Here is a 22,981-nt window from a genome sequence, read left to right as displayed (position 1 = left end):
TCCACCCGAGCCCCACGCCCCACCAACTCACCCGCCAGCGCATCCGCCCACGGATCCACCAAACCCTCACGCTCCACCAACAGCCAACCGCCCGACACATCGCTCACCTCGTCGGCGACGACCGGGCGCCATTCGACCTCGTAACGCAGGCCGTCGTGCGTGGTCTGCTCCCGGCGCGGGACCGAGCCTTCGGGGTTCTGCATCCAGTAGCGCTCGCGGGCAAAGGGGTACGTGGGCAGGTCGGTGAGCCGTGCGCCCGTCGGCGTGTAGAAGGACTGCCAGTCCACCGGGCAGCCGTCCGCCCAGAGATGGGCCAACGCACGGACGGCGGTGGCCGGTTCGGACCGGTCACGGCGTAGGGTGGACACGACGAGCGTCTCGCCCTCGCACGTCTCCTCAACGGCACCGACCAAGCTCGCGTCGGGACCCACTTCCACGAACCGCGTGACACCGAGAGACTTCACGCGACTGATCGCGTCGGAGAAGCGGACGGTGCCTCGGACCTGGTCGGCGAAGTAGGCGGGAGTGAACTCCTTGACCGGCTCGCCCGTCAGCGTCGAGACGATCGGTATCTGAGGCCGGGCATAAGACAACTTCCCCGCCACGTCCGCGAAGTCGTCGAGCATCGGGTCCATCAACGCCGAATGGAAGGCATGGCTGACCTCCAGCCACCGCCCCCGACGGTCGGACAGGGCGGACGCCAAGGCTTCAGCCGCTTCCCGGGTGCCGGACAGAACCACCTGGCCCGGCGCGTTCACCGCCGCCACCGAGACGCCCGCGACCAGCAGCGGGGTCACCTCGTCCAGCGACGCCCGCACCGCCCACATCGCACCACCCTCGGGCAGCGCCTGCATCAGCGAGGCACGCGCCGCCACCAGACGACACGCGTCGGACAACGACAGCACACCGGCGACGTGCGCAGCCGCCAGCTCACCCACCGAATGACCCACCAGATAGTCCGGGGTCACCCCCCACGACTCCAGCAGCCGGAACAACGCCACCTCGACCGCGAACAGCGCAGGCTGCGCCCAGCCCGTCGTGTTCAATGCCTCCGCGTCGGTGGACATCACCTCGCGCAGACCCTCGAAATGCGCGCACACCTCATCCAGCGCCGCAGCGAAGACAGGGAAGGCATCAGCCAACTCACTTCCCATGCCCAGGCGCTGTCCGCCCTGGCCGGAGAACACGAACGCGAGCCGGCCCCGGGAACGGCCGGTGGCCCTCCCCCGCACGATCTGCGCGGACGTGTCGTTCGCGGTGAGGGCGGTGAGGTCGGGAAGGGAGGAGACGGTGTCGCTCGCGAGGACGACCGCGCGGTGTTCGAACGCGGCCCGTCCGTTCGCCAGGGTGTGGCCGATGTCCCGCGGGCCGGTCCCGGGGTGGGCCATGAGCAGGGAGCGCAGGCGCGCCGCCAGTTTGGGCAGCGTCTCGGGCCGACGGGTGGACAGCGGCCACGGCACCACGGGCGGTGTCGTGGAGGGCCCTTCCGCCGGGGCGGGCTCGGCCGGTGCCTCCTCGATGATGACGTGGGCGTTCGTGCCGCTGATGCCGAAGGACGACACACCGGCCCGCCGCGGACGATCGCCGCGCGGCCACTCCCGGGCCTCGGACAGCAACTCCACCGCACCGGACGACCAGTCGACGTGCGAGGACGGCGTGGCGGCGTGCAGGGTGGCGGGCAGCAGCTCGTGCCGCAGTGCCAGCACCATCTTCATCACACCCGCGACACCGGCGGCGGCCTGGGTGTGCCCGATGTTCGACTTGATCGAGCCGAGCCACAGTGGTTGGTCCCCGGGCCGGTCCTGGCCGTAGGTGGCGAGCAGCGCCTGAGCCTCGATCGGGTCACCCAGCGTCGTGCCCGTGCCGTGTGCCTCCACCGCGTCCACCTCGGACGCCGACAGACCCGCGCTGGTCAGCGCCTGTCGGATCACCTGCTGTTGCGAGGGTCCGTTGGGGACGGTGAGGCCGTTGGACGCGCCGTCCTGGTTGACCGCCGTGCCCCGGACGACCGCGAGGACGCGATGGCCCGCGCGGCGGGCTTCGGACAGGCTGGTGAGGACGAGCAGGCCGACGCCCTCGGACCAGCCGGTGCCGTCGGCGTCGTCGGAGAACGCCTTGCAGCGGCCGTCGGCGGCCAGGCCCTGCTGGCGGCTGAACTCGAGGAACATGCCCGGTGTCGACATGACGGTGACACCTCCGACGAGTGCGCGCGAGCACTCCCCGGAGCGGAGGGACCGTACGGCCATGTGGAGGGCGACCAGGGACGAGGAGCAGGCCGTGTCCACGGTGACGGCCGGGCCCTTCAGCCCGAGCGTGTAGGCGATGCGGCCGGAGGCGACGGCCATGGAGTTGCCGGTGAGCAGGTACCCCTCGACTCCCTCGGGCAGTTCCGTGAGGTGGGAGCCGTATCCGGTGGAGGCGGCGCCGACGAAGACGCCGGTGTCACTGTTCTTCAGGGTGGTGGGATCGATACCGGCGTGTTCGAAGGCCTCCCAGGAGGAGTGGAGCAGCAGCCGCTGTTGCGGGTCCATGGCCAGGGCCTCGCGAGGGCTCATGCCGAAGAAGGCCGGGTCGAACTCGGTCGCGTCGTGGACGAAACCGCCTTCGCGGGCGTAGCTCGTCCCCGCCCGGGCGGGGTCGGGGCTGTAGAGGTGGTCCAGGTCCCAGCCCCGGTCGACGGGGAACGCGGACATGCCGTCGCCGGCCTGTCGGAGGAGCTGCCACAGGTCCTGCGGCGAGCGTACGTGGCCGGGGAAGCGGCAGCTCATGCCGACGATCGCGATGGGTTCGGTGTCGGCGGCCTCGATGTCGCGCAGCCGCCGGTGGGCCTGGCGGAGGTCTCCGGTGACCTTCTTCAGGTAGTCGAGCAGCTTCTTCTGCTCGTCGCCGGATGCCGATGGCGATGGCGATGGCGATGGCGACGCCGACGCCGACGCCGATCCTTCAGTTCCGCGCACAGTCCGGTTCTCGCTCAAGACGCCCCACCAAATTCCCCGTCGATCAGTTTGAAGAGTTCGTCGGCCGTGGCCGACTCCAGTGCGTCCGCCGCGTCCTCGCCGTCCGCGGGTCCGCCGGCCGTGCTCGCGGCCACGGCCCACTTCGCGGCGAGCGCCTGCAGGCGCCGGTTGACCACGTCGTCGAGCGCGCCGTCGTCGGCCGTCAGCCGGTCCAGTGCCCGCTCCAGCCGCTCGATCTCGTCGAGGGGGGTGGAGGGGGACGGGTTGTCCCCGCGTCGGGCGCGGTCGTGCGTGCGGCCGTCGGCCCGGCCTGCGGGCTCGCCGTCCGTCCGGTCGTCGGCGGTGACGATCTCGGCCAGCAGGTGTTCCGCCAGCGCTGCCGGTGTCGGATAGTCGAAGACCAGCGTGGCGGGAAGCCTGGTGCCGGCCACGGTGCTCATCCGGTTGCGCAGTTCGATCGCGGTGAGCGAGTCGAAGCCGAGTTCGTTGAAGGCCTGGTCCGGATCGATCTCCTCGGCGGAGTCGTGTCCGAGGACGGCCGCCGCCTGGGCGCAGACCAGATCGAGCAGATGCTCGGCACGATCGGGGGCGGACAGTGCGCGCAGGCGGTCCGCCAGTGCGGCGGCCGGCTCCGGCGCGGGCCCTGCCGCGGCCGTGCGGCGCGGGGTGCCGTCCGCGAGGTGACGCAGCAGCGGCGGTACCGGTCCGGCGGCGAACGCCTCCGGTGAGGTGTCGAGGTGCATCGGGAGCAGCGCGGCCTCGTCGACGTCCAGGGCGAAGTCGAACAGGGTGAGGCCCGATTCCTCGGTGAGGGGGCGCAGTCCGGCTTGTTCCATCCGGGCGAGGTCGGTCTCGGTGAGGTGACCGGTCATGCCGCGGTCGGCGACCCACGGGCCCCAGGCCAGTGCCACGGCCGGTACGCCACGGTGCCGGGCCCAGCGCGCGAACTCGTCGAGGAAGGCGTTCGCCGCCGCGTAGTTGGCCTGTCCCGCCCCGCCGAGGGTGCCGGCCGCGCCGGAGAAGAGGACGAAGGCGGCGAGGTCGGCGTCCTTGGTCAGTTCGTACAGGTTCACGGCGGCGTCGGCCTTCGGGCGCAGGGTGGTGTCCAGGCGTCCGGGGTCCAGTGAGGCGAGTACGCCGTCGTCGACGACACCGGCGACGTGGACGACCGCCGTCAGCGGATGCTCCGCCGGTACGGTCCCCAGCGTTCGTTCGAGGGCGGCGCGGTCGGCCGCGTCGCAGGCGTCGAGCCGTACCGTGGCGCCCAGCTTCTCGAGTTCCGCGACGAGTTCGGCCGCACCGTCGGCGTCCGGTCCGCGTCGGCTGGTGAGGAGGAGGTGGCGTGTGCCGTACCGCTCGACCAGGTGCCTGGCCACGTACCGGCCGAGGCCGCCGGTGGCGCCGGTCACCAGGACGGTGCCGTCCGGGTCGGGGCGGGACGGCAGGGTGAGGACGACCTTGCCGATGTGCCGGGCCTGGCTGACCTGCCGGTACGCCTCGGGGGCCCGGCGGATGTCCCAGGTCGTCACCGGCAGCGGGCGCAGGGCCCCCGTGCCGATGAGGCGGAGCACCTCGGCGAGCATCTCGCCGATGCGTTCGGGTCCGGCCTCGATGAGGTCGAAGGCCCGGTAGGCCACACCGGGGTGCTGTCCGGCGACGGCCCCGGGGTGGCGTACGTCCGTCTTGCCCATCTCCACGAAACGGCCACCGGTGGTGAGCAGTCGCAGCGACGCGTCGACGTACTCCCGGGCCAGCGAGTTCAGGACGACGTCCACCCGGCCCGCCGGGGCCTTGGCGCGGAAGCGTGCCTCGAAGTCGAGGTCGCGGGAGGAGCCGATGTGGTCGTCGTCGAGGCCGAGGGCGCGCAGGCTGTCGTGCTTGCCCTGGCTCGCGGTGCCGAAGACCTCGGCCCCGAGGTGCCGCGCGAGCTGTACCGCGGCCATGCCGACACCGCCCGCGGCGGCGTGCACGAGCACCGACTCGCCCGGCCTGACCTTGGCGAGGTCGACCAGCGCGTAGTACGCGGTGAGGAAGACCACCGGGACGGAGGCGGCCCGGTCGAAGGACCAGTCGGCGGGCATGCGGGCGATCATCCGCCGGTCGGCGACCGTCACCGGTCCGAATGCCTTGCCGAACATGCCGAGGACGCGGTCGCCGGGCACGAAGTCGGTCACGTCCGGGCCCACCTCGGTGATGACACCGGCGCCTTCGACGCCCATCGGGCCGGGGTCGCCCGGATACATGTCCAGCGCGTTCAGCACGTCCCGGAAGTTCAGGCCGGCCGCGCGCACCGCGACCCGGACCTGGCCCGGGCCGAGGGGTTCCAGCACCTCCGGGTCGGCGGCCAGGGTCAGGTTCGCCAGGCTGCCGCGTCCGGTGCTGTCCAGCCGCCAGGCGTCCGCGTCCGCCGGGGGCAGCAGGGTGCCGTCCGGCGTGTACCGGGCGAGGCGGGCCGTGCGCACCGCGCCGTCCCGGATGACGATCTGCGGTTCGTCGGAGGTGAGGGCGGCGGGCAGGGCCGCGGCGGAGCGCTCGGCGTCGTCGAGGTCGACCAGCACGAAGCGGCCGGGTTCCTCGGACTGGGCGGAGCGTACGAGTCCCCAGACGGCCGCCGCCGCCGGGTCGGCCGGGCCGTCCGGATCACCGGCCGCGACCGCGCCCCGGGTCACGAGGACGAGGCGGGACGATGCCAGCCGGCGGTCGGCGAGCCAGCGCTGCAGCAGCGACAGCGCGTCGGCGGTCAGCGCGCGGGTGACGGCCGGGAGGGGTTCGGTGCCGGGGTGGAGCGGTCCGCACTGCGCCAGCACCATGGCCGGCACCGGACCGTCGTGGAGTTCCGTCAGGTCCTCGACCCTGCGGGCCGCGAGCGCGTCCGCGAGGCCCAGGGGGTCGGCGCCGAGCACCGCCCAGTCGGGGGTGGGAGCGGGGGCGGGGAGGCCGGCGGCCGGTGACGCGGGCAGCCAGTCCAGGCGGAAGAGGTCCCGCGGACGAGCGGTGCGCGCCTGCCGCAGCAGATCCGCGGAGATCTGCCGCATGGCCAGGGAGGCGACCTCGGCGACCGGCCGGCCGGTTCCGTCGGCGATCGACAGGGCCAGTGCGTCGGGCCCCGCCTGCGAAAGGCGTACGCGCAGGCTGGAGGCGCCCGGGCTGTGCAGCGAGACCCCGGTCCAGGAGAAGGGGAGCCTGCTGCGGCCGCTGCCATCGAGTGCGACGAAGGTCAGTGCCTGAAGCGCCGCGTCGAGCAGGGGCGGATGGATCGCGTAGTCCGCGGCCTCCGTCGCGTGCGGCTCGCGCAGGGCGATCTCGGCGAACACGTCGTCGCCCGTCCGCCAGGCCTGTCGCAGCCCCTGGAAGGAGGGCCCGTAGGCGAATCCGCCCTGCCGGTACATCTCGTAGAAGCCGGAGACGTCGATGCTCTCGGCGCCGGGCGGCGGCCAGGCGCCGAAGTCGTACGCGGGCGCCGGGTGTCCCTGGCCGAGGGACCCGGTGGCGTGCAGGGTCCAGGGGGCGTCGGCCGGCCCGCCGTCGGGCCGGGCGTACAGCCTCAGCGGGCGCAGTCCCGTGTCGTCCGCCCCGCCGACCGTGAGCTGGATCCGCACGGCGCCCTCGGCGGGCAGCACCAGCGGGGACGTCAGGGTCAGTTCCTCGACACGGTCGCAGCCGGCCTCGTCGGCCGCGCGCAGTGCCAGCTCCAGGAAGGCGGTGCCGGGGAGGAGGATGGTGCCCATCACTTCGTGATCGGCCAGCCACGGCAGGTCCCGTACACCGATCCGGCCCGTGAACAGGTACCCGTCGTCCCCGGCGAGCGCCACGGCCGCCCCCAGCAGGGGGTGTCCGGCATCGGCCAGTCCGGCCGCGGTCACATCGCCCGGCCTGCGCACCGGTGGCTGCGGCCAGTACGGCTTGCGCTGGAAGGCGTAGGTGGGCAGGTCGGTGACGCGGGCGCCGGTGGGGGCGTAGAACGCGGCCCAGTCGACCTCGGCTCCGGACGCCCAGAGTCGGCTCAGGGCCGTGACGGCCGCGGCCGGCTCGGGGTGTTTGCGGTGCAGCAGGGGTACGGCGAGGGCGTCGTCGCTCGTTTCGTCGATCGCGCCGACGAGGGTGGCGTCGGGGCCGAGTTCGAGGAAGCGGGTGACGCCGAGGGAGGCCAGGCGGGTGATCGCGTCGGAGAAGCGGACGGTGCCGCGGACCTGGTCGGCGAAGTAGGCGGGGGTGAACTCCTCGACCGGCTCGCCGGTCAGGGTGGAGATGATCGGGATGCGGGGGCGGGCGTAGGTCAGCTCTCCCGCCGTCGTGGCGAAGTCATCAAGCATCGGGTCCATCAACGCCGAATGGAATGCATGGCTGACCTCCAGCCAACGGCCCTGCCGGTCGGACAGGGCGGACGCCACCGACTCGACGGCCGCACGGTCGCCGGACAGGACCACCTGCCCGGGCGCGTTCACCGCCGCCACCGAGACGCCCGCGACCAGCAGCGGGGTCACCTCGTCCAGCGAGGCACGCACCGCCCACATCGCACCACCCTCGGGCAGCGCCTGCATCAGCGAGGCACGCGCCGCCACCAGACGACAGGCGTCGGACAACGACAGCACACCCGCCACATGCGCAGCCGCCAGCTCACCCACCGAATGACCCACCAGATAGTCCGGGGTCACCCCCCACGACTCCACCAGCCGGAACAACGCCACCTCGACCGCAAACAACGCAGGCTGCGCCCACCCCGTCGTGTTCAACGCCTCCGCATCGGTGGACATCACCTCCCGCAGCTGCCGGTCCAGCAGCGCGTCGAAGTGCGCGCACACCTCGTCCAGGGCTGCCGCGAAGACCGGGAAGCCGGCGGCGAGTTCCACGCCCATACCGATCCGTTGGCCACCCTGTCCGGAGAACACAAAGCCCGTCGGCCCCGTGCGGGCCGTGCCGGTCACGGTGTCCGGGGTCGGCTCACCGGCGGCCAGGGCGGCCAGCCGCGTGCGCAATCCGGCTTCGTCCGGGGCGAGGGCCACGGCGCGGTGCTCCAGAGCGGCCCTGGTCGTGGCCAGGGAGAGGGCCACATCGACCGGGTCCGCGTCCGTCGCCCCCGCGTGGAGGCGTCCGGCCTGGCCGGTCAGGCCGGCGGCCGTCTTCGCGGACAGTGTCCACGGCACCAGGGGCAGGCCGACTTCGGTCGCGGGTGCCTCGGTCTCCTCCGGCAGCGCGGGCGCCTCCTCCACGATGACGTGGGCGTTCGTACCGCTGATGCCGAAGGACGACACACCGGCCCGCCGCGGACGATCGCCGCGCGGCCACTCCCGGGCCTCGGACAGCAGCTCCACCGCACCGGACGACCAGTCGACGTGCGAGGACGGCGTACCGGCATGCAGCGTCCTGGGCAGCTGCCCGTGCCGCATCGCCAGGATCATCTTGATCACACCGGCGACACCGGCCGCTGCCTGTGTGTGCCCGATGTTCGACTTCACCGACCCCAGCCACAGCGGTCGGTCCGCCGTGCGCTCCTGCCCGTACGTGGCGAGCAGGGCCTGTGCCTCGATCGGGTCACCGAGCGTCGTGCCCGTACCGTGCGCCTCCACCGCGTCCACCTCGGACGCCGACAGACCCGCGCTCGCCAACGCGGCACGGATGACGCGCTGCTGCGACGGACCGTTCGGGGCGGTCAGACCGTTGGAGGCGCCGTCCTGGTTGGTGGCGCTGCCGGCCACCAGGGCAAGCACCCGGTGGCCGTTGCGGCGGGCGTCGGAGAGGCGTTCCAGGACGAGCACACCGACGCCCTCGCCCCAGCCGGTGCCATCGGCGTCGTCCGAGAACGCCTTGCACCGGCCGTCGACCGCCAGCCCGTGCTGGCGACTGAAGCCGACGAACGGTGCGGGCGTCGAGATGAGGGTGACGCCCGAAGCCACCGCGAGGGAGCACTCGTCGCCCCGCAGTGCCTGTGCCGCCAGGTGCAGCGCGACGAGGGACGAGGAGCAGGCCGTGTCGACGGTGACCGCGGGACCCTCCAGGCCGAGGGCGTAGGCGACCCGGCCGGACAGCACGCTGGCGGCGTTGCCGGTCATGAAGTAGCCGTCCGCGCCCTGCGGGGACGCCAGCAGCAGGCCGCCGTAGTCGGAACCGTTGCTGCCGGCGAACATGCCGGTCCGGGTGCCGGCCAGGGACAACGGGTCGATGCCCGCTCGCTCCGCGGCCTCCCAGACAGCCTCGAGGAGCAGCCGCTGCTGCGGGTCCATCGAGAGCGCCTCTCGCGGATTGACGCCGAAGAGCGTGGCGTCGAACTCGGCGATGGCGTCGACGAATCCGCCGTGCCGGGTGTAGGTCGTCCCTGCCTTGTCCGGGTCCGGGTCGTAGACCCCGTCGATGTCCCAGCCACGGTCGTCGGGGAACGGGGAGATCGCGTCGGCGCCGTCGGCGAGCAGCCGCCAGTACTCCTCCGGCGACGACACACCGCCCGGGAGCCGACAGCTCATGCCGATGACGGCGATCGGGTCGTCGCTCGTGCCGCCGGTGCCGGTCGCGGCTCCCGACCGGTGGGCGGACGGGGTGACGGCCGTGCTGGGCAACGGGTCGTCGGTGACCGCGATCTCCTGGCCCAGAAGACGCACGAGGGCGTTCGGGGTCGGGTGGTCGAAGATCAGCGTCGTGGGCAGCCTGAGTCCGGTGGCCATGCCCAGCCTGTTGCGCAGCTCGACCGCGGTGAGCGAGTCGAACCCGATGTCGGAGAAGACATGGGTGGGCTCCACGTCGGAGGGTGCGGCGAAGCCGAGCACGCCGGCGACCTGCCTGCGGACGAGGTCGAGCAGTTCACGCTCCCGTTCGGCGCGGGTGAGCCCGGCCAGTCGCGCCGCGAGCGAGTCGGGGGTACCGGAGAGACCGTCACCGTCGGCGGCCTCGAGTGCCTTGCGGGCCTCCGGAACGCCGTCCAGGAGGGGGCTGCGCCGGCTCGCCGTGAAGGCGGGCGCGTACGTGTCCCAATCGATACCGGCCACGGTGAGCGTGGACTCGCCGTCACCGACCGCCTGTTGGAGTACGGCGATGGCGGCGTCCGGTGCCAGCGAGTGGATCCCGCCCTTGCGCTGCCGTGCCTCGATCGCGGCGCTGTCCGCCATACCCGCGTCGGACCACGGGCCCCACGCGATCGAGGTCGCGGTGAGACCCGCGGCCCTGCGGTGGTCGGCGAGCGCGTCGAGGACCGCGTTCGCGGCCGCGTAGTTGGCCTGACCCGGCCCGCCCCAGACGCCGGCCGTGGAGGCGAACGTCACGAACGCGTCGAGTTCGACGCCGAGTTCACGGGTGACTTCGTCCAGGATGCGCGCGGCGCGGGCCTTGGGGGCCATGACCGCGGCGACGCGTTCGGGGGTGAGCGCGTCGAGGATGCCGTCGTCGAGGACACCGGCCGCGTGCACGACGGCCGTGAGAGGGGCGTCGTCCGGCCCCTCGTGTCCGGGGCCGCCGGTCAGTCCGCCGAGCAGCGCGGCGACCTGCTCCCGGTCGGACATGTCGCAGGCGGCGAGGGTGACTTCGGCGCCGAGCGTCTCGAGCTCCCTGGCGAGCTCCACCGCGCCGGGGGCCCCCGGGCCGCGCCGGCCGGCGAGGACCAGGTGCCGGGCACCGTGCCCGACCGCCCAACGTGCCACCCGGGCGCCCAGAGCGCCGGTGCCGCCGGTGATCAGTACGGTGCCGGAGGGTGTCCATGTGCCGTCCGCGCCGGGCCGGCGCGGTGCGCGCACCAGACGCCGGCCGAACAGGCCCGAGGCGCGCAGCGCGATCTGGTCCTCGTCCCCGGACGCGATCGCGTCGACCAGCCGACGTGCAGCCGGTGCGTCCGCCTCGGCCGGTACGTCGACGAGTCCGCCCCAGCGGTCGGGGTGCTCCAGCGCGGCCACCCGGCCGAGCCCCCACACGGCGGCCCCACCGGGACGGGTCACCGTGTCCCAGCGAGCGACCGAGACCGCTCCCGAGGTCAGCGACCACACCGGGGCGACCAGTCCGGCGTCGCCGAGCGCCTGAAGCAGCACCGAGGTCAGGCCCAGACCCACGTCCAGCCCGGGCAGGCCGGCGCTTTCGCGCTCGTCCCAGCCCAGGAGCGACACGATTCCGGCGAGGTCGTCGATCCCCGTGAGCCGCTCGGCGAGCGCTGCGCGATCCAGCTCGGCCTCGCCCAGTCGCAGCGGACGGGGGGTCGCGCCCCGTGCGGTCAGCTCCGAGGCGACCGACTCCGCCCACGCCCCGGCCGCGTTCGCCGCGCCGTCCGAGGTCACGATCAGCCAGGTTCCGGTCAGTGGCGCCGCGTCCGTCACGGTCAGCGGTGTCCACCCGACCCGGTAGCGCCAGGAGTCGGTGGTGTCCTGCTCCCGCTGCCGCCTGCGCCAGCCGGCCAACGCGGGCAGCAGCGGATCGAGTACGGCCTCCTCAGTGCCCAGCGTCTCGGCCAGCGCACCCGCGTCGGCCCGCTCCACGGCCGCCCAGAACGCACTGTCCGCGGCGGTACCCGCCTCGTCGGGGGCAACCACCTTCGAAAGGTCCAGCTCCGGCCAGTAGGACTTGCGCTGGAAGGCGTAGGTGGGCAGGTCGACGGTCGCGGGACGGGCACCCTCGAAGACGGCCGCCCAGTCCACCTCCACACCACGGACCCACAACTCCGCCACACTGGACAGGAAACGCTCCAGGCCGCCGTCATCACGACGCAGCGATCCGGTGACGACAGCCTCTTCCCCGGCCGTCTCCTCCACGATCTCCTGCACCGCGGCGGTCAGCACCGGATGCGACGACACCTCGACGAACGCGCCATACCCCTCCGCCGCCAGCTTCCCCACCGCGTCGGAGAACCGCACCCGGGAACGCAGATTGGTGAACCAGTACCCGGCATCCATACCCGAGCCGTCCACCCACTCACCCGACACCGTCGACAGCAACGGCACCTCACCCGCACGCGGAGCGATCCCCGCCAGCGCACCGGTCACCTCATCCCGCAGCACATCCATCGCCGCCGAATGCGACGCATAATCCACCGCAATCCGCCGCGCCCGCACCCCCACACGACCGCACTCGGCCACCACACCCTCAACAGCCTCGACCTCACCCGAGATCACCACCTGCGACGGACCGTTCACCGCAGCCACCGACACCCGGCCCGACCACGGAAGAAGCAGTTCCTCGGCCCGTTCGGCCGACACCGCCAGCGACGCCATCGTCCCGCGGCCGCCTGCCAGCTCCGCGATCGCCCGGCTGCGCAGACACACCACCCGCGCCGCGTCCTCCAGCGACAACGCACCCGCCACACACGCCGCGGCGATCTCACCCTGCGAATGCCCCACCACCGCCGCCGGCACCACACCATACGAACGCCACAACGCCGCAAGCGCCACCATCACCGCGAACGACGCCGGCTGCACCACATCCACACGATCCAACGACGGAGCACCCTGGGCACCCCGCAACACACCCGTCAACGACCAGTCCACGAACGCCGACATCGCGGCCTCACACTCCGCGATCCGCGCCGCGAACACCGGCGACGACTCCAGCAGAGCCGCACCCATCCCCACCCACTGCGCACCCTGACCGGGAAACACGAAGACGGTCCGCCCGACGCCACCCGCGACCCCGGACACCACCCCACCCGCAGGCTCACCCGACACCAGAGCCCCAAGCCCCGCCGCATGCGAACCCACCACCACGGCCCGATGCTCAAAACGCGCCCGCGTCGACACCAACGACCAACCCACAGCCGCCGAATCCGCCATCTCGGCAAGCGGCAGCAACGCCCCGGCCTGACCCCGCAGAGCCGCAGTACTCCTGCCCGACAGCACCCATGGGACGGCGGGGAGTTCGGTCACCGGACGCGTTTCGTCCGTCTCGGACGGCGCCTCCTCCACGATCACGTGGACGTTGGTGCCGCTCATCCCGAACGCCGACACACCCGCCCGGCGTGGCTGTTCACCACGCGGCCACTCCCGCGCCTCGGACAGCAGCTCCACCGCACCCGCCGACCAGTCCACATGCGACGACGGCCGGTCCAGATGCAGCGACTTCGGCATCACGCCGTGCCGCAGGGCCAGCACCATCTTCATGACACCCGCGACACCCGCTGCGGCCTGGGAATGTCCGATGTTCGACTTGATCGATCCGAGCCACAGCGGCCGGTCCTCGGGCCGGTCCTGGCCGTACGTCGCGAGCAGCGCCTGCGCCTCGATCGGGTCGCCCAGCGTCGTGCCCGTGCCGTGCGCCTCCACCACGTCCACCTCGGCCGGGGTCAGCCGCGCGTTCGCCAGCGCCTGCCGGATCACCCGCTGCTGCGACGGACCGTTGGGCGCGGTCAGGCCGTTGGACGCACCGTCCTGGTTGACGGCCGAACCGCGCACCACGGCCAGCACCTTGTGCCCGTTGCGCCGCGCGTCGGACAGCCGCTCGAGGAGCAGCATGCCGGCGCCCTCGGCCCAGCTCGCTCCGTCGGCGTCGTCCGAGAAGGACTTGGACCGGCCGTCCTTGGCGAGGGCACGCTGGCGGCTGAACTCGATCAGCGAGATGGGGGTGGACATCACGGTCACACCGCCGGCGAGGGCCAGCGAGCAGTCGCCCTCCCTCAGCGCCTGGCAGGCGGAGTGCAGCGCGACCAGGGACGAGGAGCAGGCGGTGTCGATGGTGAGCGCGGGTCCTTCGAGGCCGAAGGAGTACGCGACGCGACCGGAGAGCACACTCGGGGAGTTGCCGGTGCCGAGGAAGCCCTCGAAGCTGTCCTTCGCCGCCGCGAGCAGGCCGCCGTAGTCCTGGTAGGTCACCCCGGCGAAGACACCGGTGGCGCTGCCGCGCAGGGTGCGTGCGTCGAGGCCGGCGTGTTCCATCGCCTCCCAGGAGATCTCCAGGAGGATGCGCTGCTGCGGGTCCATCGCCACGGCCTCGCGTGGGCTGATGCCGAAGAACGTGGCGTCGAACTGGCTGGCGTCGTGCAGGAAGCCGCCTTCGTGGACGTAGCAGGTTCCGGGGTTGTCCGGGTCCGGGTCGTACAGGGCGTCCAGGTCCCAGCCGCGATCGGCGGGGAAGCCGGAGACCGCGTCGGTTCCCTCGGCCACGAGCTGCCAGAGTTCCCGCGCGGTGCGGACGCCGCCCGGGTAGCGGCAGCTCATGCCGATGATGGCGATGGGGTCGTCGGAGGTGGCGAGGTCCGCGGCACGGGCCGGTGCGCCCACGGCGGGCGTCGGTTCGCCGAGCAGTTGTTCCCGGAGGTGGTCGACGAGGGCGCGTGGGGTCGGATAGTCGAAGACAAGCGTGGCGGGGAGCCTCAGGCCGGTCTCCTCGCCCAGAGCCTCGCGCAGCTGGACGGCGGTGAGCGAGGTGAAGCCGAGCTCGCGGAAGGGAAGGTCCTCGTTCAGTGCCTGGGGGGCGGACTGGTCGAGGACGATCGCCGCTCTGCGGCGCACGATCTCCAGCAGGGCTCCGCGCTGTTCGTCCGACGGCAGGGCGGCCAGGCGGTCACGGAGGGCCTGGCCGCCTCCGGATACGGCAGCGGCCGCCTTGCGCCGCGTGGGACGCCGGTCCGACTGGGCGGGGATATGGGAGGTCCCGGCACCGTCGCGTTCGCCGGCGTTCCCGGTCGTAACTTCGCCGACCGTCTCGGTCACGGTGTCAGGGGCGCTCACGGTCATGGCAGCGGGTGCCGCGTCCGGGGCCGCGGAGGTGAGCGGCGTGCCGTCGTAGGGCCGCAGGGTCAGCGCGTCGGCGGTCAGGACGGGTTCGCCCGAGGAGTCCGCGACGGTGACCGCGTAGGTGCCCTCGTCGGCGCCCGGGGCGATCGATGCCCGCAGTATCGAGGCTCCGGTCGCGTGCAGGGTCACGCCGCTCCAGACGAACGGAAGGCGTCGTGCGCCGGCGGCCCGTTCGTCGTACGACAGGGCCTGGAGTGCGGCGTCGAGGACGGCCGGGTGGAGACCGAACCGGTCGGCCTCGGCGCGGAACTCGTCTCCGAGGACGACCTCGGCGAACAGTTCTCCGTCCCGCCGCCACACGGCGGTCAGCCCCTGGTAGATCGCTCCGTAGGCGAAACCTCCCGCCGCGCGGGCCGGGTAGTGGCCCTCGATGTCGACGCGGGTGGCGCCGGGGGGCGGCCAGGCGGCGTGCGGTGCGGGCAGCTGTGCGGTCGCGGTACCGAGGACTCCGCTCGCGTGACGGGTCCACCGGGACCGGTCGGACCCGTCCTCGGGGCAGGAGCTGATACGGAAGGCGCGGTGCCCTGTGGCGTCCACCGGGTCGACGAGGATTTGGATCCGGACCGCCCCCTGTTCCGGCAGGGCCAGCGGGGTTTCGAGGACGAGCTCCTCGATGCGGTCGCAGCCCAGTTGGTCACCGGCGCGGACGGCGAGTTCGATGTATCCGGTGCCGGGGAACACCGCCTCGCCCGCGACCCGGTGTTCCGCCAGCCACGCGTGCGTACGCGTCGAGATGCGGCCGGTGAACACATGCCCACCGCCGTCGGAGAGTTCCACCGCCGCGCTGAGCAGCGGGTGCTTGAGCGGGTCCGCGCCGATGGTTCCGGCGTGCGGTGACGCCGACGCGCCGTCCAGCCAGTAGCGCCGGTGCCGGAAGGCGTAGGTGGGCAGGTCGGTGACGCGGGCGCCGGTGGGGGCGAAGAAGGCCGCCCAGTCGACGTCGGCGCCGTCCGTCCACAGGCGGGCCAGGGCCGTTACGGCGGTCGTGGGCTCGGGGCGCTCGCGCTGGGTCAGCGGTACGGCGAGCGCGTCGCCGCAGGTCTCGCTGATCGCGCCGATCAGTCCGGCGTCGGGGCCGACTTCGAGGAACCGGGTCACGCCGAGGGCCGTGAGGCGGGTAACGGCGTCCGCGAAGGCGACGGTCCCTCGGACCTGGTCGGCCCAGTAGGCCGGGGTGAACTCCTCCATCGCTACGCCGGTCAGGGTGGAGATGATCGGGATGCGGGGCCGGGCATGCGTCAACTCGCTCGCCAGGGCGGTGAGTTCGTCGAGCATGGGGTCCATCAGCGCCGAGTGGAAGGCGTGACTGACCTCCAGCCAACGGCCCTGCCGGTCGGGCAGGGCGGACGCCACGGACTCGACGGCCTCCCGCGTGCCGGACAGGACCACTTGGCCCGGCGCGTTCACCGCCGCCACCGACACACCCTCGACCAGCAGCGCGGACACCTCGTCCAGCGACGCCCGCACCGCCCACATCGCACCGCCCTCGGGCAGCGCCTGCATCAACGACGCACGCGCCGTCACCAGACGACACGCGTCCTCCAGCGAGAGCACGCCCGCCACATGCGCGGCCGTCAACTCGCCGACCGAATGCCCCACCAGGTAGTCCGGGGTGATGCCCCAGGACTCCAGCAGCCGGAAGGACGCCACCTCGAAGGCGAAGAGAGCCGGCTGCGCCCAGCCGGTGTTCCGCAGAGCGTGCCCGTCGGTGGACATCACCTCCCGCAGACCCTCGAAATGGGCACAGACCTCATCCAGAGCGGCGGCGAAGACGGGGAAGGTCGCCGTCAGTTCCGCGCCCATTCCCGCGCGTTGGCCCCCCTGGCCGGAGAACACGAATCCGGTCGCTCCGGTGTGCGTGACGCCCGACATCACACCCGGTGCCGGCTGTCCGGACGCCAGCTGCGCCATCCGCGCGGTCAGGTCGTTCGTGTCCGTGCCGAGCAGGACGGCCCGGTGCTCCAGGGCCGCACGGGTCGTCGCCAGCGACAGCGCCACATCAGCGGCTGCCACCGTGCTCCGTTCGGCCAGGTCGGCGGCCATCCGCGCGGCCTGCGCGGCCAGCCCCTCCTCGGAGCGTGCCGAGACCGGCCACGGCACCACCGGCAGCACGACGTCCGGGGTGACGGCCTCGGGTTCGGCGACCGCGGGCGCCTCCTCGATGATCACGTGCGCGTTCGTGCCGCTCACACCGAAGGCGGACACACCCGCCCGCCGCGGCTGCTCACCACCCGGCCACGCCCGCGCCTCGGACAGCAACTCCACCGCACCCGCCGACCAGTCCACATGCGACGACGGCGTCCCGGCGTGCAAGGTCCGGGGCATCAGCCCGTGCCGCAGCGCCAGCACCATCTTCATCACACCCGCGACACCCGCCGCCGCCTGGGAATGTCCGATGTTCGACTTCACCGAGCCCAGCCACAACGGCCGGTCCTCCGGCCGGTCCTGGCCGTAGGTCGCGATGAGGGCCTGCGCCTCGATCGGGTCACCCAGCGTCGTGCCCGTGCCGTGCGCCTCCACCACGTCCACCTCGGCCGGGGTCAGCCGCGCGTTCGCCAGCGCCTGCCGGATCACCCGCTGCTGCGAGGGGCCGTTGGGCGCGGTCAGGCCGTTCGAGGCACCGTCCTGGTTGACCGCGGTGCCGCGTACGACCGCCAGCACCTGGTGTCCGTTGCGGTGTGCGTCCGACAGCCGTTCCACCAGGAGCAGTCCGACGCCTTCCGACCAGCCGGTGCCGTCGGCGTCGTCGGAGAACGCCTTGCAGCGGCCGTCGGCGGCCAGACCGCCCTGATGGGCGAAGTCGATGAACGCGTCCGGCGCCGCGATGATCGTGGCACCCCCGGCCAGTGCGAGGGAGCACTCTCCCGACCGCAGTGCCTGCACGGCGAGGTGCAGCGCCACCAGGGAGGAGGAGCAGGCCGTGTCGACCGTGACCGCGGGACCCTCCAGGCCCAGGGCGTACGAGATGCGACCGGAGAGCACACTGCCCGAGTTGCCGGTGATGAGGTGGCCGCCGACGCCATCGGGCACGTCCTGCACGGAGTTGAGGTAGCCGGAGCTGCCGGCGCCCACGAACACGCCGACCTTCCCACCCTTCAGGGACAGCGGGGCGATGCCCGCGCGTTCCAGGGACTCCCAGGCGACCTCCAGCAGGATCCGCTGCTGCGGGTCCATCGCCAGCGCCTCGCGCGGCGAGATGCCGAAGAACGCGGCGTCGAAGCCCGCGGCGTCCTCGAGGAAGCCGCCGGCCCGGGTGAACGACGAGCCCGCCGCGTCCAGGGCTTCCAGCTCCCAGCCCCGGTCGGTCGGGAACGCCGTGACGGCATCGGCCCCGCCGGACAGCAGCCGCCACAGGCTCTCGGTGTCCGTGACGCCGCCGGGGAGGCGGCAGCTCATCGCCACGATCGCGATCGGCTCGTCCAGGGCCGCGGAGGCGGGGGCGGGGGCGGGGAGGGCCGACGCCTGCTCGGTGTCCGTCACCTGCTCGATCAGGTGGTCGGTGAGTGCCGTCGCGGTCGGGTGATCGAAGACCAGGGTGGCCGCGAGCGGCAGGCCGGTCGCCGCCCTGAGCCGTTCGCAGAGGTCGACCGCGGTGAGCGAGTCGAAGCCGAGGTCGCGGAAGGCGCGTTCGGGTTCGATCGCCTCCACGCCGGAGTGTCCCAGTGCGCCCGCGGCCTCACCGCGGACCAGGTCGAGGACCGTGCGGCGCCGCTCCCGCTCGTCCAGGCCGTGGAGCAGTTCACCCAGGGTGGACCTGGTGGCGTCCTGGGGTTCGGGCCCGGGCCGTGTGTCGCCGAAGGCGGCGAGGAGCGGGCCGGGACGCCGCACGGTGAAGGCCGGCAGGAACCGGTCCCAGTCGACGTCCACGACCGACACACATGGCTCGGTTCCGGTCAGCGCCAGGTCGAGCGCGGCCATGGCGTCGTCGGGCGAGAGGGCGGGCAGGCCCCGGCGGCGCAGTTCGTCCCGCGCGCCCTCGACGCCGGCCATGCCTCCGCCGTCCCAGGGACCCCAGGCGACCGCGGTGGCGGCCCTGCCGCGGGCACGGCGGCGGGTCGCGAGGGCGTCCAGGTACGCGTTGGCCGCGGCGTATCCACTCTGGCCGCCGCTCCCCCAGGTGGACGCGATGGAGGAGTACAACACGAACGCGTCGAGGTCCCGTTCACCGAGCAGCGCGTCGAGGTTCGCCGCACCGGCCGCCTTGACGCCCAGCATCGTGGCGAGGTCGTCGGACGAGGAATCGAGCAGGGCGACGGACTGGGTGAGGCCGGCCGTGTGGAAGACGGACCGGATGGGCGGTGCCTCGGCCTCGATCCGCTCGACGGCCGCCGCCAGGGCCTCCCGGTCCGCGAGGTCACAGACCTCGACGGCGACGGTCGCTCCGTGCGCCTCGAGCTCCTCGTACAGTTCCACGGCGCCGGGGGCGTCGATGCCGCGCCGGTTGAGCAGGGCGATGTGCCGCGCGCCCCGTTCGACGGCGAAGCGGGCTATCCGCGCGCCGAGGGCGCCCGTACCGCCGGTGATCAGCACGGTGCCGGACGGCGTCCACGGCGTTCCCGTGGCCCGCACGCCGGCGGGAGCGAGCCGACGGCCGAGGACCGCGCCACCGCGCACGGCGATCTGGTCCTCGTCGCGGACACCGCCGGCCAGTATCTCCAGCAGCTTGCCGGTGGCCCGTCCTTCGGGCCGCTCGGGTACGTCGACGAGGCCACGCCACAGGGCGGGCTCCTCCAGGGCGACGACCCGGCCCAGCCCCCAGACGGCTGCCCGCAGGGGATGCGTCAGCTCGTCGTCCGGCCCGGTGGACACCGCGCCCGACGTCACCGCCCACACCCGGGCGCCGACACCCGCGTCGGCGAGCGCCTGGACGAGGGTGGTGGTGGCCGCCAGCCCGACCGTCAGGCCGGGGTGACGCGGATGCCCGGTCTCGTCCTGCCCCAGGAACGACACCACCGTGCCGACCTCGGAGAACTCGGTGAGGCGGCCGGACAGGGCCGCACGGTCCAGGTCGTCGACACCGAGACGCAGCCGCGTCACCCGCGCTCCGCGCGCCACCAGGTGCTCGGCGAGCGCCGCGGCCCAGGGCTCGTCCCCGTCCGCGGACTCCACGATCAGCCAGCCGCCCGACACGTCACCGGGACCGGCCGGCCCGACCGGCGTCCAGCCGATCCGGTAGTGCAGCCGGTCGAGCCCGGCGAGCCGGGACCGGCGCCGCCGCCAGCCGTCGAGCGCGGCAAGAACCTCGTCTGTCCCGGCCTCGGCCGACACCCCGAGCGTGTCCGTGAACGCCGTGACGTCCCCGTCCTCGACCATGTCCCAGAACGCGTCGTCGACCGCGGTCCCGTTCGGGGCGCCGACCTGACCGGCCAAGTTCGGCCAGTAGCGGCGGTGTTGGAAGGCGTAGGTGGGCAGGTCGGTGACGCGGGCGCCGGTGGGGGCGTAGAACGCGGCCCAGTCGACGTCGGCCCCGCAGGCCCAGAGTCGGCCCAGGGCGGTCACGGCGGTGAGCGGTTCGGCCTGCTTGCGGTGCAGGACCGGGGCGACGAGTACGGCCTGGTCGCCGCAGGTCTCGTCGACGGCGCCGGTCAGGGTGGCGTCGGGGCCGAGTTCGAGGAAGCGGGTGACACCGAGGGAGGCCAGGCGGGTGATCGCGTCGGAGAAGCGGACGGTGCCGCGAACCTGGCCGGCGAAGTAGGCGGGAGTGAACTCCTCGACCGGCTCGCCGGTCAGCGTCGAGATGATCGGAATCTGCGGCCGGGCATACGACAACTCCCCCGCCACGTCCGCGAAGTCGTCGAGCATCGGGTCCATCAGGGCGGAATGGAAGGCATGGCTGACCTCCAGCCACCGCCCCCGACGGTCGGACAGGGCGGACGCCACCGACTCGACGGCCGCACGCTCACCGGACAGGACCACCTGCCCGGGCGCGTTCACCGCCGCCACCGACACACCCTCGACCAGCAGCGGAGTCACCTCGTCCAGCGAGGCACGCACCGCCCACATCGCACCACCCTCGGGCAGCGCCTGCATCAGCGAGGCACGCGCCGCCACCAGACGACAGGCGTCGGACAACGACAGCACACCCGCCACATGCGCAGCCGCCAGCTCACCCACCGAATGACCCACCAGATAGTCCGGGGTCACCCCCCACGACTCCAGCAGCCGGAACAACGCCACCTCGACCGCGAACAACGCAGGCTGCGCCCAGCCCGTCGTGTTCAACGCCTCCGCATCGCCGTACACAACCTCCCGCAGACCGTCGAAATGCGCGCACACCTCGTCCAGCGCCGCAGCGAAGACAGGGAAGGCATCAGCCAACTCACGTCCCATACCGACGCGTTGTCCGCCCTGGCCGGAGAACACGAACCCGGTCAGCCCACCCCGGGCCGCCACCGGCGCCACATCCCCGCCGGCCAGCGCCGCCAGCCGCATACGCAACTCGTCCGCATCCGCGCCCAGCACCACCGCCCGATGCTCCAGCCCCGCACGAGTCGTCGCCAGCGTGACACCCACATCCACCGGATCCAGACCATCCACCGCGGACAGCAACCGCCCGGCCTGCGCCACCACCGCACCGGCCGACTTCGCCGACACCACCCACGGCACCACCGGCACCTTCAAGGCGGCCTGAGCCGGCTCCGGCAGCACGACCGCGGGCGCCTCCTCAAGGATCACGTGCGCGTTCGTACCACTCACACCGAACGACGACACACCGGAACGCCTCGGCCGCTCACCGCGCGGCCACTCCCGCGCCTCGGACAACAACTCCACCGCACCGGACGACCAGTCCACGTGCGAGGACGGCGTGCCGACATGCAGCGACTTGGGCAACTGCCCGTGCCGCATCGCCAGAATCATCTTGATCACACCAGCGACACCGGCCGCCGCCTGCGTGTGCCCGATGTTCGACTTGATCGACCCCAGCCACAACGGCCGACCCTCGGACCGGTCCTGGCCATACGTCGCCAACAACGCCTGCGCCTCGATCGGGTCACCCAGCGTCGTCCCCGTACCGTGCGCCTCCACCACGTCCACCTCGGACGCCGACAGACCCGCGCTGGTCAGCGCAGCCCGGATCACCCGCTGCTGCGACGGACCGTTCGGCGCCGTCAGACCATTCGACGCACCGTCCTGATTGACCGCCGAACCACGCACCACCGCCAGCACCCGATGGCCCTTGCGCCGCGCGTCCGACAACCGCTCCAGAACGAGCACACCCACGCCCTCGCCCCAGCCGGTCCCATCGGCGTCATCGGAGAACGCCTTGCACCGGCCGTCCCCAGCCAGACCACCCTGGACGTCGAATTCGAGGAAGGCAGCAGGTGTGGACATCAGGGTGATACCGCTCGCGAGGGCAAGGTCGCACTCGCCGGCTCGCAGGGACTGGGCTCCAAGATGCAGGGCCACCAGAGACGACGAGCACGCCGTGTCCACGGTGACCGCCGGGCCTTCGAGACCCAGCGCATACGACACCCGGCCCGACAGGACACTGCCCGCACTACCGGTCCCGCCGTAGCCGTCCCCCGACTCCCCCGCCAACGCCAGCAGAGCCGGGTAATCCTGCCCGTTCGTACCCGCGAACACCCCGACCGGCAGCCCACGCAACGACGAAGGAGCAATACCCGCCCGCTCCAACGACTCCCACACCACTTCCAGCAGCAACCGCTGCTGCGGATCCATCGCCAACGCCTCACGCGGCGAAATACCGAACAGACCGGCGTCGAAATCCGCCGCCCCCTCGACGAAGCCACCCACCCGCGTGTAGTCCCCGGCCCTGGCGAGGTCGCCGAGCGCGTCCCAGCCCCGGTCCGCGGGGAAGCCGCTCATGGCGTCGATCCCGTCGGCCACCAGGTGCCACAGGTCGTCAGGTGAGGCGACTCCGCCCGGGAACCGGCAACCCATACCCACGACGACAACCGGGTCGTCCACCATCGGCAGCGAGGACGCTTCGGCTTCCTGGCCTGTGCCCTCGTCGACCGTGGCAAAGAGCCGGTCTAGGAATTCATCGGTCAGCGCCTCGACGGAGGGGTAGTCGAAGACGATGGTCGAGGCGAGGGTGAGCCCCGACAACGCGGCCAGGGCGTTGCGCAGTTCCACCGCCATCAGCGAGTCGACGCCGAGTTCGCGGAACGCGGTGGCCGGGCCGATCGCCGCCGGATCCGCGAAGCCCAGGACGGCAGCGACCTGTCCGCGTACGGCGTCCATCAGGGTGGTCCGCCGAGCCGCTGCGGTGAGCCCGGCCAGTCGGTCGCGCAGTCCGCCCACAGCCACCGGCATACGGTCGGCACTCCCCGCCGCTCCCGGCGCGACCACATCCCACAAACGACCAGC

General features: G+C 72.7%; 2 protein-coding genes. Both read right to left on the bottom strand.

Annotation, left to right across the window (positions count from 1 at the left end; all coding sequences use genetic code 11):
- The coding region (locus ACIF9R_RS36745; RefSeq protein WP_399987219.1) for a type I polyketide synthase at positions 1-2,957 on the bottom strand (2,957 nt) is incomplete at its 3' end.
- Positions 2,958-2,971: 14 nt separating this feature from the next.
- Complete coding sequence (locus tag ACIF9R_RS36740; protein ID WP_399987221.1) at positions 2,972-22,921, bottom strand: type I polyketide synthase; 19,950 nt, start codon at positions 22,919-22,921, stop codon at positions 2,972-2,974.
- Between the last annotated feature and the right edge of the window lie 60 nt (positions 22,922-22,981).

It is taken from the genome of Streptomyces sp. NPDC086080 (assembly GCF_044540255.1).
In the GTDB taxonomy this organism is placed as follows: Bacteria; Actinomycetota; Actinomycetes; order Streptomycetales; family Streptomycetaceae; genus Streptomyces.
This window is presented reverse-complemented; position numbering and strand designations above follow the sequence as displayed.